This is a genomic window from Ferrovum myxofaciens, assembly GCF_013181415.1.
GTDB lineage: Bacteria > Pseudomonadota > Gammaproteobacteria > Burkholderiales > Ferrovaceae > Ferrovum > Ferrovum myxofaciens.
Map to the genome: position 1 here is coordinate 2,459,495 of NZ_CP053676.1, position 18,273 is coordinate 2,477,767.

The following is an 18,273-nucleotide window of genomic DNA, read 5'->3' on the forward strand; positions in this document are numbered from 1 at the left end:
TAAATGAGATTTGCAACCGGAAACGTATCGTGCGCGATGCATTCTTCAACCGGCTTTTTCTGCTGCTGGCAGCCTCTCCGAAGGTAGTCAACACGCTGCTCTTCGGCAACCTAGGTGATGAGTGGCGCACCGAGGTTTGGACCGAGAACAAACATGATGGACCGTTCTTCCAGAACGGGTTCTATCCGTTGGAGCCCATGATCGATCCATTCTGGGCGATCCGCAGCGGGCTGGAGATGTACGCCAACGACGCAGGACTGGAGGATTACATTGAGCCCAAGAGCGGCAAGAGTATTCGGGTCAAGCGCGACTTTACGGGTGCCGTCGCGCCAGCGGACAACCTGTACACGACTATTTTCGAACAGAAAGTGCGCAACAACGACCTGCTTGGCCTGAGTTGTTACATGCCTGATTGGCGTATTCCCGGCCACGGAGCCGAACAGGAACATCGCGCGAAGCTAGATGAGTTGCTGGCAGAGCTGGAGCCCCTGCCATGAACACCAAGCATGCAGAAGTTCGGGCGCAGCAACGCTGTATCCCACCGCTGATCGATCAACTGCTCGACTTGTACGGGCAGGAAGAGCATGACGGGCACGGAGCCATCATCTTCTACCTCAACAAGGACAGCATCAGGAAAATGGAGCGCGACCTGGGTCGTCGCCCTGTGTCACGGCTCGCGGAATGGTTCGATGCTTACAAGGTGAAAAGCACGGACGGCCACACGATCACCGTGGGCCATCGCACTCGTCATCTCTGGAGAAAGTAATGCAAACGCAAACTATCCCAAACGCACAACCCCAGTTTCCGATATGGGAACTAGAACAGATCGAGTCCACTATCCGGGCATCGCTGCAATGGCTCGCGACACTCGAAAATCGTCGCGAGGCTCTGACTGCAGAGCTAGAGCGCATCACGCGCCCGCAGCTTGTGATCACGAAGGCACCGATGAAAATGATCGGGCCCGGGCTTGAGTATCGAGAGGCAATGTCCGTGCACTGGAACTACATCGACATCCATACCGAACTTCTGCGCCGGCTGTGGACTGAGTTCCCGGACCGGCGGGAAGCAATGGCGAAGGCAATGGGCTGCTATGGCACGACGCGCGCATACGTCGCCAAGACGCTCGCCGAGCTGTTCCCGGGCCAACCGACGGCGTGGGCCCAGCGGTACAGCCGAACGCTGGTGGACGGCTGGTACGTGGACACGAATCTGAACCGCGAACGGATGCGCAGAATTCTTCCGGCCGCTGTCGAGGCCGCTGGGCTCAGGTGGGGCAAGGACGTGAAAACCTATTGGCGACCTACACAAATTGCCGGCTGACTTTCGTGTAAGGGGTAATAGCAACCGCCGACACTCCTGTCGGTTTTGTCCGCATACTACCACCCCTATGCCGCCCGCCACACCATCTTTAGGTTGCTGTCCCGAGATGGACGCCAGCACCGGCAACAGGAATCCCCGCAAATCGGTGATTACCGCCGAAAGCGCCATGGGCTCGAGCGCGTTTCTTCGGATAAAGTGAGTACATCTGCGGGTTGCTGTGGGAATTTTCAAAGAACGCCGATCTGCTGGCAAGCGTCGAGGAATGGCTTTCTGAGGAAATTGCAATCGGCGTACGGTCGGCTCTGCGCCTGTTGGGCGCGCATATTCAGAATGTCGACAGGCTGCTTGTCATACGCCTGGCATTCGTCCAGAACTTGCGTCAGCCAGTACTTGCCGTCGTTTTCCCCGCAGAGTTTGGCTTTATAGCGCTCTTCGATGCCGTACACATCCTTCCAGGTATCTATCTCCTCGTTGATGGCAGCGGGGCCAAATTGCAGGCTGACGTCTGCGGGTGCCAGTTTCTCGATATCGGAATGCTGCAGGGTCACCCGCAGCTCAATGGCATAGCCCGCTTCTGCGTACGGATTGAAGGCCCTGCGCCGCCCAGCCGGATTGTGTGCGGGGTCTTTGCTGAGCTTATAGGTGCTATTGCATTCGTGGCAGGCGGGCGCCAAATTGCGAAAATTGATAGAGTTGAACGGATACAGCGCCTTGGGCAAGTAGTGGTCGTAGGCCTCCCGTTTGCTGTGATGCGCACCCTTGATATCGCCGATGCCGCAAAACGGGCATTTGCCTGTTTTGTTGATCTGCACGAAAGTCTGGTAGTGATCGTCGATGTCACCGATCTTGGCTCGCAGTGCAGCGAGGTCCAGCAGCGACTGTGAGTACAAGCCCTTGAAAAAGACGGCAAGTTGTTCGCCAAGGTCTTTATGGGCAATCACTATGTCGGCGTAACGGGCGAGTTGCACCGTCGGATCATTGACGCACACTTTCTCCAGATCGTTATTGCCCTGGTACCACTGCTGAAACTGGCTGATCTGCGCTGCGGTCAATGCGGAAAACAGGTCGTAGATTCGCTCCACATGGCCATAAAAGAAATCGGCACCTTGTGCGTCGGAGTAATAGAACGCCGCCATCACTTCGCGCAACTCCGCGTTGGCGTCGAACAGGTGCAGGCCAAACGGGCCGCTGGTTGGCGCCTTGCACCACACCTCATGAAAAATGAAGTCGATGAACGACTGCATCTTGTCCATCTGGTGCGGCACGTAGGTGTACGGGAACAGCATCAGCCCTGCGCCTCCCCATCACCCTGCTGATCGCTGTCGAGGATGGCCTTGATCAGCAGCACTTTTTCCACCGAGTCGCCGAGTTGCTGTTGGATTTCCGTAATCAACGCTTCTTTGTTTTCGTCGCCTTTCTCAAAGCGCTCGCGCAGCGCCTCCAGCAGTGCCTGCGCACGGCCGCCGATGGTTTCGCGCTTGTCGAAGGTGTTCATGGTGATCTTGTTGATCGAAGCGCCCAGCGTGTTGTAGCCCGGCTGACTGATGCTGACCGCGCCACTGGCTTTGTCCTTGGCGAACACAAGTACCTTGTCCGGCTTGCTGTCCGAAATCAGAAACGGCGTGTGGGTGGTGATCAGCATTTCCTGCCCGACACCGCCATTGCCCGGCAGGCACTGGCGCAGGCGGGTGATGAAGTTGGCGCGCCAGTCCGGGTTGAAGTGCGTCTCGGGCTCGTCCAGCAGGAACAGACTGTTGGTCTCTCGAAACAACAGGCACAAACCCAGGCTGTGTAGCAACTGGTGCTCGCCGTCCGATAGCTCTTTCAGCATCATCGGCTGGGTCACGCCCTGCTTAGAAAAGCGCACGGACTTGAAGCGCATGATGCGCTGGTCAGAGGCCAGCGTCGGCACCGTTTCGCTGGCGTAATGGCTGGTGGACCGATACAGATCGCCCTTGAGCGCATCGCTCACGGCATACAGATTGAGTGTCAGCAAGACCTGAAAAGCCTGGAACAGCGCCAGCGGCGAACCATCGAAGTTCTCACGGAATGCCTCCTTGGTGGCGTCATTAACCCAATAATCGAGTACCAGTGTGTCAGTGTCTTCATCCTCGTAATGCAATGTGGCGCAGCGCTTGAGGGCGCTCACCACCAGCGACGATTTCTCATCCCCCTCCAGCAGGTGCATCAGGCTCAGGCGGTAACGGGTGCTGCCAGCGTCATCCGTTTCTTTACGCAAGGCGAGGTTGCTTTTGACGATGTCATCAAGCGATTGGCGCTGGTTCTGGTCTTCGCTGGCGAAGGCGGCCAGTTGCTCCAGTGCGATGGGAATGCTGCGCCGGATGATGATGCGGAACTCCCGCAGCGCCTCGATACCGACATCCTCGCGGAAGGGTTGCAAGGTGGCTTCATCCTGAAACAGCAGGTTACACAGCAAGATGGCTTGGCTGAAGCCGTTGTCGAGGTATGCCAAGCGGGTTTCCGGATGACCGGGATAGCTCAATTGCCGGGTCAGCGCATTCCAGTACTCGTCGAATTGCACGAACCACAGCTTGAAGAAAGGTAGGCTGAGAATTTCGTTTTCACCGGATGAATAAGCCAGCACGTATTGGGGAGCCAATAGATCAACGATCTGAGCGCTTTGGTCTCGGTATATATCTGTATTGAAAGTGGCCCAGTCCTCCCAAAGAAAAGTGATTGGCTTGTCAACCGCCTTTCTAAGGCAGACTTTGGCCCATGCCGGGCTACCTTGGCGCACATAGTCTGCGGGTAGCTGAATCAGGTAATCCAGCTCAAACGCCACGGGCGAAAAACCCTGATCGGCGTTCTGCAACACCTCTGGCAGAAAACTACGGCGCACCCGCAGGATTTCGAGCTGAAAGAAAATCGCCGCAAGCGCTTCGAGCAGATTGGATTTGCCGCTGCCGTTGGGTCCGACGCACACGAAAGGCGCGAAGCCTTCGGGCTGGGCCATCTCGTCCTGCAAGCTCCATTCGCTGCGAAAGTGATGTTCAAAACCACAGGGCAGACTACGAAAGCCTGCCGGGTCGGTGATCTTGAGGCGCAGCAGTTTCATGCCGGCACGGCACGGAGTTCGATGCGGTTACCCGCGTCATCAAACGCCTGTGTCAGCATGCCGGCGGCTAATGCCTCAAACACCCAGGTCTTGATATGCTCGTAGTCGTTGGCGCCCAGCTCGAAGTCGGTGTCCGGGTGCAGTTCGGCCAAGCGGGTTTGCGCCGCCGCCATGAAGTGCTGCACCGAAAACGGCGTGCTGCCCAGTTGCCTGCGATAGGCCTCCAGCCACTGCGAGATCAGCGCCGCTCGCGCCTCAGCATTTTCCAGCGCATCCGGCAGGTGGTCGGTGTCGGGCAGGTGGATGACAAGGTCTTGTTCGGTGCGAGCCTGTAAGGGTTCTGCTGGCATGGCTTTCTCTTCCTCAGGTTTTGTGTCCGGCATGGGCATGCGCGACAGATCCAACTCGCCCCTGAAGGCCTGCTGACTCAACGCGCCGTAAAGAGTTCCCAAATCGGCGAGACTTTGTTGGTAGCGGGATTTGGCACCCTCAACCTTACTGGCAATTTCCCCGAATCGGTCTTGAAGATCGACGGGCGGATATGGGAACTCAAGCGAATCCAGGACTCCTGTATTCATGTGCGTAAACGCGCCGTCAGCGCCTGTCTTCAAACGCCCCACTCGACCTTTGCAGTACAGCATTAGTGAAACGAAGTGCAGGGGTCGTAGCTCAGCGCCCAAGCGAAGGCGAATGAGATTGGTGCTGATGATTGCAGGCTGACCGTTCATGCGAGCCACACACATCTTTCCAACGGTACCGGCTCGCGAAATGATGATGTCGCCATCCTGTACCGAATACGCTGCGAGGTTGTCATACTTGTTGGCCGTGATCCACATGCGGAAGGGCCGCACCATTTGACCGTCAGCGGCGATGTTATCCATATTCCAGACGGGCACGCCGGAATCGACCAGTTCTTCTTTCTTCAAAGCGCTTCCGAACGGACCGCACTTGGTGCCCTCTTTCGGATTGACATAGAACTCCAAAAGCCGCCTTACTGGAAATCCATGGGGATTCAGGATGGGGTCGCCAAACATCTCCAGAAACACGCTCTTGAGTAGGTCGTTGAGCTGTTGCAGGTGTTGTTTGCGCTGGGCCATCAGCCCTTCCACTTTGCCGAGCAGATGGGTAATGCGGATTTGGTCTTCGATCTGTTCAGGTACAGGAATTTCGTAGCTCTGAATTTCGCCGAGACTGATTGCCGGATAGGCCGGGTCTTTAATTAGCACCGAAGGCGGGAAGCGCTTCAGGGCCAAACGCAGATAGTCTGGATGAGCATTGCCATTCGGGATCAGTGTTGCCAAATGGCTGACGACATAAGCGGGGTTCTGAAGTACGTAAATCCTGTCTTTGGTTGCCGACATTCCGCTCTTAGCGAAGAGAACGGTGCCCTTCTGGTAAGTTTTCAGCTTCCGCAGCTTTGCTGTTTCATCGCTGACGAGTTCAAGGTCGGACTCGCTTTTCCCTGACAACAGGCCATCCAAGCTACCGGCTCGGACAAACGGAATTCCGTGGTCAGAAAATTCATCGTCTTTCGGTGCTGCTTGCCCTGCTGAAACGGTAGCAAGTTGACTCAACGGGGTTTGCTTCATTGGGATCATCCCAGCATCCCCTTCAGCTCCAGCAACTCGCGCACGATGCCGATTTGCACCTGGGCCAGCTCCGCCTCGTCCACCTCACCCACTTCTGCCTGAATCAGTCGATCCAGAATCACGGCAGGCGCGTCGTAACGTACTGCCTCAAAATCATCCGATTTGTATCGGGATAGCGATAGGTCATATTTGTTTTTCTCATCCGAGATTTCAGCGCGCGGCACCATGAAGTACTTGGCCGTACGGTCAGTATCGGTGGCGGCGTTACGTGCGTGGTATTTTGAAATAATGTCTTGCAGATCACCGAATGGGCTCTTCTGATCTTTTTGCCTCTTGTCGTCTAGGCCGTATCCGTCAGCGGCCATCTCGTAGAACCAGACGTGCTCGGTGGCAGGCTGAGTGATTTTGTCCTTCGGCCCCCACACCTTGGTGAACAGCAGGATGGCAGTGCTGACGCCAGCATAAGGTTTGAAAACGCCGCTAGGCAGGGTAACCACGGCTTTGAGGTCGCAGCGCTCCACCAGCAACTGGCGCAAAATCTTGAACGCACCGCCGGAGCCAAACAGCACGCCCTGCGGCACGATCACGCAGGCGGTGCCGCCTTTTTTCAGCAGGCGGTAGATGTTCTCGACAAACAGCAGCTCGGTCTTGGTGGTGCCCAGTTGCAGGTTTTCGTTGATATCGCCCTTGTCGATGCTGCCGGTGAATGGCGGGTTGGCCATCACGATGTCGTATTCCGACTCTTCGGTGTAGCTCTTGCTAAGGGTGTCCTTGTAGTCGATGTGCGGCTCGTCGATGCCGTGCATCATCAGGTTCATCAGCCCCAGGCGCACCATGGTGGCGTCGATGTCGTAGCCCCACAGTGAGCTGGCCAGAATGGCCTGGGCTTTTTCGGTGAGGGCAGCGGCGACCGAGGTGCGCACGAAACCATCTTCGTCGGGTGCGAGGTCTTTGGTGTCTGCCTTGATGGCGAGCTGGGTGACGATGTACTGGTAGGCCCCGAGCAAGAAGCCGCCGGAACCACAGGCCGGATCGGCGATCTTGTGGCCCAATTGCGGCTGCACCAGATCGGCCATCAGCTTGATGATGTGGCGCGGGGTGCGGAACTGGCCGTTCTTGCCGGCGGTGGCAATCTCGGACAGCAGCATTTCATAGACGTCGCCCTGGATGTCCTGGAAGGCCTGGCCGTTTTCCCGCGAGTCGCGCTCCATCACTTCGAAGATTTCGTCGATGGTCTTCACCGCCTCCACCAGCAGGGCTGGCTTGGGGATGATAAAGACCGCGTTTTTCATGTGGTGAGTGAAGTTGGATTCAGCACCGTTCAGGTCTTTGAGGAAGGGGAACACCTTGCCCTGCACGTGCTGCAGCATTTCTTCGGCCTGCATGCGCTTGAATTCGCTCCAGCGCAGGGTGCGCTTGTCGATGGCGAATTTTTCGGGCTCCTGCCGACTGCGGTATTCGGGCGGAATCCAGCTGCCTTCGAACTTGGAGGCGTAGTGCTCGCCCGTCCATTCGGCATCGGCCTGCCGTTTCTGGTCCAGCTCGTCAAGCCGCTTCATGAACAGCAAATAGGTGATCTGCTCGATGGCGGTGAGCGGATTGCTGATGCCGCCGCTCCAGAATTTGTTCCAGAGCTGGTCGATCTTGCTTTTGAGTTCGGGGTTATTCTGTAGCATGGAGTGCCCTGTTTTTTAGGCAGCCAACCGTTCGGTCAGCTGCAGGATTTCGTTGATTTCGGCCGGACTGAACACGCCACGGATGCCCTGCGGGTGGATAACCGTAAAGGGAGCATTGATCAGGTCTTTCTTCTCCACCTTTTCGCGCTCGATGATGAAGTTCTTCAGCAAGTTAAGAAACTCCATCTGCCGGCTGCTGAGGGTGGTGTGTGCGCGGATGAATTGGTCAAACGCCGCGCTGACCTCGTCCGGAAAGCTCTTGAGCACTTCGATGCCCAGGATGTGCCGAATGAACTGAATGAAGCGCGCCTTGCGGTTTTTGTAGACTTGGCGCAGCAGGTCTTCGGTGATGTGCGGGTGCTCTTCGTGCAAAAGTTCGGCCAGTTCGTTGGCCTCAATCACGCTGACCACCTCGCCGTTCTTGATTTTCTGCAGCACCGGGTTGTGCTCGGTCAACTCGGCAATCAGACTTTCGACCATTTCGCGGTAGCGGGTGATGCTCACGGCCTCGTGTTGCGGGCCGAATTCCACCCATTCCTTTTTGTGCAACTCATCAGCCAGATCCAGATGCGTTTGCTCCTGGCCGGTGCTTTGTTCGCGGAATTTCATCAGCGGGCCGAGCCTGGCGACCAGTTCGTCGAAGGCATCTTCATCGGCCTTGGCCCAGTAGTGGCTGGTTTGCGCAGCGCGGATCAGCGCTTCTTTCTGCTTCACAAAACTGACCGAGAGCGGCAGTTCGCTGATCTGTTCGACGATGCCTGCCTTGCGGGTTTCGGCTTGTTCCTTGTCTTCGTTCAGCACGGCCAGCGAGTATTCGAGCAGGTCGCGCTCGAAACGCATGGCCTTGAAGTCGGCATCGGAGACGGTGCGGAACAGCGGTTTGATCTCGGCACGCAGGAATTCCAGCCGGTCGTGGGTGAGGCTGATCCAGAAGTTTTCGTCTTCCAGACGCGCCAGCGCGGCGGCGGCTTCCTTGATCACCACCGATTCTTTGGGCAGCGCGGCAATCTGCTGGCGCAGCTTGGCAATTTCCCGCGCGGCGATATCAGCGTCGCCGCTGTCGTTGGCCTTTTCGATTTTATCCAGGCGCAGGCCCACCAGCCGCACGGGTAGTGGCAACTGGGGCTTGAGTTCCTTGCCCTTGGGGTTGAGCTTGAAGTATTCGAAGTTGTCCCAGCAGTCGAGGATCAGGAACACGTCTTTCTCGAGGCACCAGGGCTTGGGCTTGCTGGTTTCCAGCAAACGCGTGCCGCGCCCGACCATCTGCCAGAACTTGGTGTAGGAATAGACCGGTTTGGCGAAGACGAGGTTGACGATCTCGCGCACGTCGATACCGGTATCGAGCATGTCCACACTGATGGCAATGCGCGGCATGTCGTTGTTGGTGAACTGATCGAGCAAGCCGCCCTTGCCGTACACACGCGGATCGTCCGAGACCAGCACCTTGGCCAGTTCGCCGTGGTACTGCGGGTAGAGCTTGTCGAAAATTTCTTCCATGCGCCGGGCGTGCGCCATGGTGGCGCAGAAGAAGATGGTCTTACCCGGCAGCACGCCATTGGCGTCCTTGATGGCTTCTTCCATGAACTCCCGGACGATCAGGGTGTTGGTGCCCTTGTTGATCACTTGCTTTTCGAGCTGCGAGCCTTCGAAGTTGATTTCTTCAACCTCTTTGCCTTGCAGGATTAACTTTTTCTGGTCTTCCAGCGAAATGGTGCGCTTGCTGATGCCATCCATCTGGAACTTGGTCTGAATTTTCATGACCTGGAAGTTGCAGAGGTAAGACGGCACGTTGTTCACGGCCTCTTCGAAAGTGTAGGCAAAGGTCGGCAGACCGTCTTCGCAATGGAAAAGCCGGAAGGTGTTGTGATCGATGATGTCGGTCGGCGTGGCCGTCAAACCCAGTGTGATGGTTTTGAAGTAGTCGAGCACTTCGCCGAAGGTGTTGTAGATGGAGCGATGGCTCTCATCGACGACGATGAAATCGAAGAAGTGCGGCGACAGGTGCTGTGCCTCGTCCCGAATGATGTTGAGCATCGTGGGATAGGTGGCAACGTAAATGCGGCGGTCTTTGGCAATCAGCTTTTCGCCCACATTGGGCCAGCGTGGCTCGTTGGGCATGTGCTCCTTGAATGCCGCCAGTGCCTGCTCGCGCAGTGCGATACGGTCGACCAGAAACAGCACCTTCTCGGCGTGACCTGCGCGCATCAGCGCATCGACCATGGCAATGCAGGTGCGGGTCTTGCCGGTGCCGGTGGCCATCACCAGCAGGAAATCGCGTTTTTTCTGCTCAATGCCCTCGAGCACCGAGCGAATCGCGCGGATCTGGTAATCACGACCGGCAATCGAGGTGTTGATGAACTCCTGCGTCAGCGGCTTGCGATTGCGGCGGATGTAGGCGAAGCGCTCCAGATCGTCGCGCGTGGGAAAGCCAATGACCTTGCGCGGCGGGGCATTCTCAAGATCCCAAAAATAGGTTTCGTGGCCATTGGTGTAGAAGCAAAACGGCAGCTCACCACCCAATTGCTTCTGGATGTTGTAGCAATACTGCTTGGCTTGCTCGCGTCCAATGGCTGCATCCCGGCTGGTTTTTTTGGCTTCGATCACCGCCAGTGGCTTGCGGTCTTTACCCAGCAGGACGTAATCACTGAACTGGTGACCCTCATAGGGGGCACGTGGTTCGGCCACGCCTTCGGGCAAGGCGGTCAAGATGTCGAATTCCTCGACGACCTGCGTTGGGTCTTTGACGTCCCAGCCGGACTGGGCGAGTTGCTGGTCAATCAGCTCTGACCGGGTTTGTGCCTCGGATTTGGTCATGAGTTACCGCTCTCCCAATCGGCTGCGCAGTGCGTGCGGCATCGCTATCGCCCATGCTTGGTCGTCTGTGGTCGATAGAAATTTTTGATTCATCGGGCCGGCGCCGGCGTATCGCCCAACCGCTATCGCCCAGCTATCGCCGATAAGGCGCAAGTTGTCCGATAGCATGTTCATGTCACCGCCCAGTACCGCCGCCAGCGGTTGTTGCCTTCAAAACGCACCGCGCCGCGCTCGATCAACTCTTCCAGCGCGCGTTTGACTTGCTTGGGGTGAATCTCGCCACCGATACGCTGGTGGATGTCACTGATGGCGGACTCAGGGTAGCGCTGCAGGTCTTCGAGTACCAGCGCGGCCAAGCGATGCGGCTCAATACGCTTGAGAGTGGTTTCACCCGTTTCGTACTGCGGCGGGGGGTAGGGGCCACGCAGCAGGTCGGTCACGGACCAGATGAAATTGGCAAGTTGTTGAAAACTGGTGCTCATGGGCGAATCCTGCGAATGGTTGTTGCAGGGGGTGCGCTGCATATTATCCGGCCTGCCCCGTATTTTGTTGGTGATCCGAATCGTCCATTGGTTTGGCTCAAGCATCGAAACTGAGCCAAACCGAAAATGGCGACCTGACAAAGACTTACGGCATGCTCTCGGCCGTTTGGCGCAATGGTTTGGCTTGGTTCTGGCCGATAGGCCGGGATTTGAGCCAAGTTACGGGAGACGGTAACGTGTGCCACTTCGCACTCCCTCTGAATGTAACTTGCCGTTTTTGAGCAGTTGTTCAATACCACGCCGGATACGCGAGCGCGGAATCTCCAGACCGATGCGCTGGTGAATGTCACCGATCTTGGACTGCGGGTAACGCCCAATATCTTCCACAATCAACGCCAGCAGTCGGTGTGGCTCAATGCGCTTGAGCGTGGTGCCGCCAACAAAATCCAGATTGCGTAACAGCGCTGGATCAATGAAGTAGCGGGTGGACTGGGTGCGCCCGGCACTCTGTACCAGTTGCCAGTCCAGTAGGCGCTTGAGCCAGGGCTGCAGCGCCTCGACCGATGGCAGTTCCAGCGTAGCGGTCAACTCGCGGGCAGTCAGCGCATCGTGCTGCGCCAGCAGGCCCAAGGCAATCCGTTCGCGCTGGGTGAGTTGGTAAGTTTGATCAGCCTTGGCAATGAAGTTGATGACTTCGGGCTTGAGGATGCGGCGGCGCACGGTGACCTGCACGCGGTCGTGGGTTTCGATCAGTTCTGGTGCGGGGCGGCCTTGTGAGAGCAGCACCTCGAAAATTTTGTCGAAGCCGCTGCCTTCGCGTTCCATCAGCTTCAGGTCATGAAACAGGCGGGCGAGATGCTCGTTGCGGCGCACGGTGGTGTGCAGTACATTCTGTGGCGTCACGCCCAGAGGCAGTGGGCCGGGGTTGACGATTTCCAGCCGGTCCGGGTGCAGATTCAGAAAGATGTCGCCGCGCTGGGTGTAGGGGCGGTGTACCAAGGCGTTGACCAACAATTCACGCACCACGATTTCATCGAAGGCGGGCACGTTCTGGCGGTACAGGCCGTCGGGCAATTCGTAGTGCTCGCGGAAGTCGGGAACCTCCTGCCAGACGGCTTCAATCAACTCCATTGGGCTCAGTGTGTGGTCATCCCACACCAACTTGTTCACCTTCTGGTCGTGCTCGTCGTACTTGATGAACTGGATAACCGGTGCTGTCGTCAGTTGGGCTCGGTGGTGCTGGCGACCGAGGCAAAGGATGCCCAGATTGGTGAGGGTGCCACCTTGCGCGAGCTGGTAGTGGTCGAGCAACTCATCCTCTGTCTTTTCCTTGACCGAGGCTTTGACACGATCCGATGCCCTCAGCGTCTTGACCAGTCTGCCGAATTTGTCCGGGTCGGCCGCTGATCTGGGCACCAGCAGCGTGGCCTGGGTTTCCCACGGTAGTGCTGCACGTTCCGCCGCCAGTCGGAGCACGTCATCACCGGTGACGGGCTTGCTCTGATCGGCCACGCGCAGGAAGTAGCGGCCATCAGTGGTGGAGGCCACCGCGATGGCGCGGGGGATGCGCAACTCAATGTACTGGCTGCCGTTCTGCGTAGTGACCACGTCAGGCAACACGCTGACATTGACGGCGCGTTCGGCTATCTTGCGCCGGATGGTATCAGGCAAATCGGCAGGGATTAACTGGCCTGCGGGCGGTTGGTCCTGCTCATCCTCGATGCCGAGTAGCAGGCGGCCACCCGTCGCGTTGGCGAAGGCAATGCAGTCCTTGACCAACTCGCTCCAGTCAGCACTTTTGCCGGTCACAGACCGCAATGACTTCTGGTCGAGGAGTTGCCCTTCCTGACTCAAGCAATATCCTCCCATGTATTGTTCATGGTCTGCTGCCTCCGGTCTGACTTTTACTTTCGTCGGCACCAGCAGCACGCACCCAATCATCCACCTCGGAAATCTTAAACTTCCACAGCCGCCCAATCCTGTGCGCTGGTAGGCCTTTACTATCGATCCACCGATAAATCGAGTCCCGTGTCACCCCGAGATGCTCGGCGATCTGCTCGACCGAAACCCATGGCTCACTCATGGCGCAACTCTGGCGGCAGCGGTTGATTTAGTCGCATAAAGTCGTAAGCAGTGGCAAAGGCTATAATTTATCATGTCTGGCATGCGCGGACTATCCTTTGAAGCGAAATGAATCGCTGATTAACTTGGTTTACCTGTAGATCAGCGCGTGAATGGTGGCATTCGTCAATCACATCACAGAGCCCACGATGAACACCAAGCAGATGTGCCCTCGACAGCCTACCTCGCACGTGCCACCGCCATCGCCGTCAAACTGGAACGGCTCTGCAACAACTCGCTGCCGACTCTTTCGATCATGATCCCGATGCCATACATTGGGGCCACATCGGCGATCTCGGGCGGGTTGAGACCGAGCCGGACGAATTTCTGGAGATCTTCGTGTGAAGTAAACCGCCATGAAACCTGACTTTTCCATCGGTGGCTGATGCGAATGATCCTGAAGTATGGCATCCGCCATTTTTGCGCCTGATTTTTGGACCTATGGCAGGTATGTTTGGGGGGTTATTGGGGAGTAAGGTCAGAAAACTGTCATGCTTCCAGAATTCATGGTGCCACGGCCAACGTGATGCAGTACAAAACACTATGAAATGGTTACGGCGACCAAAAACGGATTTTTCAGAGATGACTAACACGACCCTAGCCCGCCTTTAACGAAATAAGCGAAAATATCGACAATTTTTCCGAATTAATTTCTATAATGCATTGATTATAAAGTATTCGCGTTTTTTGTTTTTGACGATATCTCTGTGTAGTGCCATAATATTTTGCAATGTTCACTAAAACCCCTTGCTTTTCTGGTAGCATCGTAGAATGTTTATTCGCCAAACCAGAACCAACAACAAAGCCACCGGGGAGTCCTACTTCACCCATCGACTCGTGCGCACGGAGCGCATCGGTGGCAAGGTGCGTCAAGTTACCTTGCTGAATTTGGGGAGGCATTTTCCCATCCGGCAGGAAGACTGGCCTTTGCTGTGTCGGCGTATTGAAGAATTGATTGGTGGTCAGGCCGTCATGATTCAGGACACTGTTCCGGAAGCCATCGAGAAAGCCGCGCAACGCTATGCTGGACGCCTGATTGAGATGCCACAGGATATAGCAAGCGAATCGGGGGCGGCCACGGATACTCCTAGGCACGATTTCCAGGAAGTGGATATCGGCTCATTGCAATTGATGAAACCGCGTTCGGTCGGCGTCGAGAGTCTGGGGCTATATGCCCTGTCGCAACTCGGCTTTGTCGAGAAACTGAGCGAACTGGGGGTCAATGGTGTCATGCGCGCGGCGATTCTGGGCAATGTAATCGGACGCATGACCAAACCGGCATCGGAGTTGGCGACATGGAACTGGCTGCAACAGCACAGTGCGCTGGGCGAGTTGATCGACTTCGATTTTGAAGCCATGCCACACACACGCCTGTACCACGCTTCTGATGTATTGATGAAGCACCGCCAGGTCATTGAAGACCATATCTTTTCTGCCGTCCAGACGCTTTTTGGTCTGGATGAGACGGTAACCCTGTATGACCTGACCAACACCTATTTTGAGGGTGATGTCGAGGGCAATGAAAAAAGCGCAACGGGGGGCATTCAAAAGAGAAACGTAGCGACTGCCCTCTGGTGACACTGGGCCTGGTGCTTGATGGCAGCGGCTTTGTGCGCCGCTCCAAAACCTTTGCAGGTAATGTGGCCGAATGCGGCACATTGGAGGTGATCTTGAAGGGTCTGAATGCACCACAAGGCGCATTGGTCATCATGGATCGGGGGAATTGCGACTGAAGCCAATGTCGGCTGGCTGATCGAACACGGTTATCGCTATTTGGTAGTCAGTCGTGACAGGGTGAGGCAATTCGACGAAACCCAGGTCATCAGCATTGAAACTGCGGGGGGTGATCCTTTGCGCATCCAGAAAGAGATCAGCGAGGACGGCAAAGAAGTTCGTTTATATTGTCACTCCCTGGGCCGCGAGAAGAAAGAAAGCGCCATGGTCGAGCGCTTTGCCACGGGCTTTGAGGCCGGGTTGAAAAAGATCGTCGAAGGGCTTGCCAAGCCGCGTGGCGAAAAGCGTTATGGCAAGTTGTTGGAGCGCATTGGTCGCCTCAAGGAGAAGAGCCGGGGAGCCAGCCAGCATTACCAAGTCGAACTTATCGCGGATGAATCTGGCAAGTTGGTCACGGGTCTGGCATGGAAAAAGGTGCCGGTGGATGGCACGATGGCGACGCATCCCGGCATCTATTGCCTGCGCAGCAACGAGACCACTTGGGACGAAGAAAAACTGTGGCGTACCTATACGATGCTGACGGATCTGGAGAGCGTATTCCGCAGCCTGAAGAGCGAGTTGGGTTTGCGTCCGGTCTATCATTCGAAAGAGGATCGCGCAGATGGACATCTCTTCATCACCGTGCTGGCCTATCAGGCCGTACAGGTGCTACGAGCGAAACTGAAGAAAGCAGACATCCGCGAAAACTGGGCCAGCCTACGCGAAACGATGAGCGTGCAGCGGCGCGTCACCGCCTCATTCCAACAACGTGATGGGCGCACATTGAATGTGCGAAAATGCACCGTAGCCGAACCGGATTTGATGAAAATTTACAGGGCACTGGGAGTTTCCCCGGCTCCAGGAGGAACGAAAAAACTGATCAGTTAAACCAAAATTACGAGCATGTAGTGCCACTCCGATTTTTTTGTGGTCGTAACAAACTGATAGTTAAAGAAATTAAATTCTCTGCGTTAAACATGGGCTAGCCTAAAGGCGAGGGATTTGCGGATCCCCTATAGGGGATTTTAAATGCCCGTTTTTACCGTCCCAATCCCAAATGCCACATTCGCCAGCGTTGCATCGGGTGTTGCTGGCGCGGTCACCGTCAGAACATCTCCTGCCACAAAACGGGTCTGACTCGCACCGACCAGTGTCACGGCTCCACTGGATGATATGGCGATAGTCCCGAACGCTGTGCCGTTCTTGGCCAGTGTGAATGTCGTCGTGGCTGTGGCCGCGGTGCCTTCCGATGCCGTGGTGCCCGTGAGCCCTGCTGGGATGAAGAAACTGCTGCTTGCAATATATCTCAGCACCGACTGGTTGGCGGTCAGGGTGCCGGATGCGGATGCCTGGATGGTGAAGGGGATCTGGCTCCCCAGGCCGGTGACGGTGTAGGGATAGGCCGTGCAGGTGGAAATATCCTGGGTGGCCGAGCCGTAGAGGTTAACGCTCTGGAATTTCAGATAGATGGTCTGCCCGATGAGGCTCGTGTTGGTGGGGAGGGTGAACTTGAAGGTGGTGGTGCTGGGCAGAAATGCGAACTGCACCCCTGCCGGATGGGAGGACGCGGCGGTGCCATACATTCCCCGGTACAGGGTGGTGAGATTGTAGTGATTGGCGGTGGTCAGCGCCTCGTTCTGATAGGCCATCAGTTCCCCGTCCACGAAACACAGAGACAGGCCTTGGGCCGCGCCTCCCGTGGGAACCGGTTGCAGAACTCCCGTGCACTCACTCAAATCCACGGCCAGAATGTCGCTGTTGTCGGGATTGGTCCCGCTGTAGGCTGCCAGCGAGGCTGTCAGGATTCCCTGAATCCCTTGACCACTGATGGTGCCGATCTTGGCGTAACTCACCCCATCCGTGGAGGACCACACGGTGCAACCACCCCAGGTGGCCGGGTTGCCACTGACCACCATCCAGACCTGCGGGCCCGCCGCTCCACACAGCACGGCGGGGGGCTCAAAGATTACCGGAGGATTGATGCTGCCTGGTGCGATCATCGAATTCGGAATATACCCCTGACTTCCTTGCTGCGGATAGGCCACGGACCAGCCCACGCCGGGGAGGTATTCTTCCGCCAGGATCTTGAGGCTGCCATCGCTTTGTTCTGCGATACTCTGCACCCGCACCAGTTTGTCATTGAGACCCATGTTGGCGCTGGTGAGGGAGACGATATCCATGGGCTCGATCAGCACATTGGCCCAACTCACCGCGAACTCGTACAAGTTGCGGATATAAAGTTGCCGGTTCTTGATCAACTCCAGGCACATGGTGGCCATGGAGCTATTGGCCAGGAAATGCGCCGTGATGGGAGAGGCGAGGCGCACCCCCGAGGGCAATAACTGTCCCAGGGCATCGATGCTGGCCTGGTCCTTGGCCTCGATCGTGTTGGCATTGTAGTCATAGGAGCGATCCTTGATCTCGATTTTCCAGTCATTGAAGGCATCGAGCGGATCGGAACGACTGATCTTGAGGTAATCCCCATGCCCCCCCTCCACGAAGTCGTCATCTGTCAGAAACGCCTTGATCCCGGTGTCGGCTGTATAGGTGATCCCATAGCCAGAGAAGGTCACATCCCCGTAGGGAATGAATTTGAGTACTCCGTCAGCCCAGAAGGCCGCCGTGTTGGTGACCTGCAGCCATTCCTTGAGGGAGTCGATGGCGGGACGGCGCTGGTTCATGAAAACGCTGAAGCCAATGCCCATGGCCCCCACATACTTCTGGTAACTGTTCTGCGCCAGCACCAACGTGTTGAGGTCGATCTTCGACTTCGGGAACCCCGCACCATAGGTGGGATTGGTCAGAAAGTCATAGATCACCTGAGCAGGATCGGCATCCGGGGTACCTGCCGTGCAGGTGCTATTGAGATTCCCGAAACATTCCAGCCACATCACCGGCAGATCCGGCGAGTAACCGAGGTTCAGGTTGGCGATGGCCATATAGGCCGTATCCGGATAAGGCAGAGCCTGATCGGGATGAACGGAGGTGAGATAACCCCAAGGTGCCTGACCCGGTGCCCCACTCAGGAGGGCCGCGCTGAGGTTCGCGAGAGTGGTCATGCCCTTGTTGACCCAAACCGTTCCCGATCCCGCACTGGAAGGGGTGGTGCCGTAAACAGTGGCAGCGCCATAGACTGACACCAGATCGGTGTAGAGGGCGCTGTTCACGCCACTGGACTGGATACCATAGGTCGTGAAGATCACGCTGGCCACCGCCGGGGTTACTACCCCTTCGCCGAGGCCCACGATGACGGAAGCCGAATAGGTGGATTGCCCACTGCCTTTTCCACCTCCCTTGCCACCGCCTTTGCCGCCTACCGGATTCTTGGAGAAATCCCCGTACCAGAGCAGATTGCCACTGACTTTCTGGGCCCCGTAGATGATCGGGATGGGGAGCCCTGTGGCCGAGGTCTGGACATTGAGTTGGGTGTAATTGGGCTGTGCATTGTTTCCTGCCGCCGTATGCCCTAACAATCCCCCCAT

The 18,273-nt window shown here is 56.7% G+C and carries 13 protein-coding genes and 1 pseudogene; 4 read left to right on the plus strand and 10 right to left on the minus strand.

What is annotated here, in order from left to right:
• The first annotated feature begins 29 nt into the window (after positions 1–29).
• From HO274_RS12180 to HO274_RS12190, 3 genes are read left to right on the plus strand one after another with little or no spacing between them, the layout of a single operon-like run.
• Positions 30–497: a hypothetical protein gene (locus HO274_RS12180; RefSeq protein ID WP_273120016.1), complete on the plus strand. Its 468-nt coding sequence runs from the start codon at positions 30–32 to the stop codon at positions 495–497.
• On the plus strand, positions 494–766 hold the full coding sequence (locus HO274_RS12185; protein WP_273120019.1) for a hypothetical protein: 273 nt from the start codon (positions 494–496) through the stop codon (positions 764–766). The genes HO274_RS12180 and HO274_RS12185 overlap by 4 nt, the downstream gene beginning before the upstream one ends.
• On the plus strand, positions 766–1,320 hold the full coding sequence (locus tag HO274_RS12190; protein WP_273120020.1) for a hypothetical protein: 555 nt from the start codon (positions 766–768) through the stop codon (positions 1,318–1,320). Before HO274_RS12185 ends, HO274_RS12190 begins: the two co-directional genes overlap by 1 nt.
• A 227-nt stretch (positions 1,321–1,547) precedes the next feature.
• Here the strand turns inward: HO274_RS12190 and HO274_RS12195 are convergent, their stop codons facing one another.
• From HO274_RS12195 to HO274_RS12235, 9 genes are all read right to left on the minus strand, one after another.
• The gene (locus HO274_RS12195; RefSeq protein WP_273120023.1) at positions 1,548–2,606 is read right to left on the minus strand and encodes an HNH endonuclease; all 1,059 of its coding nucleotides are present in this window, start codon (positions 2,604–2,606) and stop codon (positions 1,548–1,550) included.
• A complete protein-coding gene (locus tag HO274_RS12200) occupies positions 2,606–4,396 on the minus strand; it encodes a restriction system-associated AAA family ATPase (protein WP_273120026.1) in 1,791 nt (596 codons plus the stop codon). Before HO274_RS12200 ends, HO274_RS12195 begins: the two co-directional genes overlap by 1 nt.
• On the minus strand, positions 4,393–5,994 hold the full coding sequence (locus HO274_RS12205) for a restriction endonuclease subunit S (protein WP_273120028.1): 1,602 nt from the start codon (positions 5,992–5,994) through the stop codon (positions 4,393–4,395). The genes HO274_RS12200 and HO274_RS12205 overlap by 4 nt, the downstream gene beginning before the upstream one ends.
• Entirely contained in the window at positions 5,991–7,661 is a 1,671-nt protein-coding gene (locus HO274_RS12210) for a type I restriction-modification system subunit M (RefSeq protein ID WP_273120029.1), read from the minus strand. Before HO274_RS12210 ends, HO274_RS12205 begins: the two co-directional genes overlap by 4 nt.
• 15 nt (positions 7,662–7,676) lie before the next feature.
• A complete protein-coding gene (locus tag HO274_RS12215) occupies positions 7,677–10,475 on the minus strand; it encodes a type I restriction endonuclease subunit R (protein WP_273120031.1) in 2,799 nt (932 codons plus the stop codon).
• Between the two features lie 170 nt (positions 10,476–10,645).
• Positions 10,646–10,957, minus strand: a complete 312-nt coding sequence (locus HO274_RS12220) for a hypothetical protein (protein ID WP_273120034.1) — start codon at positions 10,955–10,957, stop codon at positions 10,646–10,648.
• A 219-nt stretch (positions 10,958–11,176) separates the two neighbouring features.
• Entirely contained in the window at positions 11,177–12,811 is a 1,635-nt protein-coding gene (locus tag HO274_RS12225; RefSeq protein ID WP_420537366.1) for an ATP-binding protein, read from the minus strand.
• Between the two features lie 22 nt (positions 12,812–12,833).
• Entirely contained in the window at positions 12,834–13,040 is a 207-nt protein-coding gene (locus tag HO274_RS12230; RefSeq protein WP_273120041.1) for a helix-turn-helix domain-containing protein, read from the minus strand.
• A 218-nt stretch (positions 13,041–13,258) separates the two neighbouring features.
• Entirely contained in the window at positions 13,259–13,489 is a 231-nt protein-coding gene (locus HO274_RS12235) for a hypothetical protein (protein WP_273120045.1), read from the minus strand.
• 360 nt (positions 13,490–13,849) lie between these two features.
• Here HO274_RS12235 and HO274_RS13645 point away from each other — a divergent pair.
• Positions 13,850–15,679, plus strand: a pseudogene (locus HO274_RS13645) (IS1634 family transposase).
• Between the two features lie 137 nt (positions 15,680–15,816).
• On the opposite strand, the gene HO274_RS12255 reads toward HO274_RS13645, so the two are convergent.
• Positions 15,817–18,273, minus strand: a complete 2,457-nt coding sequence (locus tag HO274_RS12255; protein ID WP_273120057.1) for a phage tail protein — start codon at positions 18,271–18,273, stop codon at positions 15,817–15,819.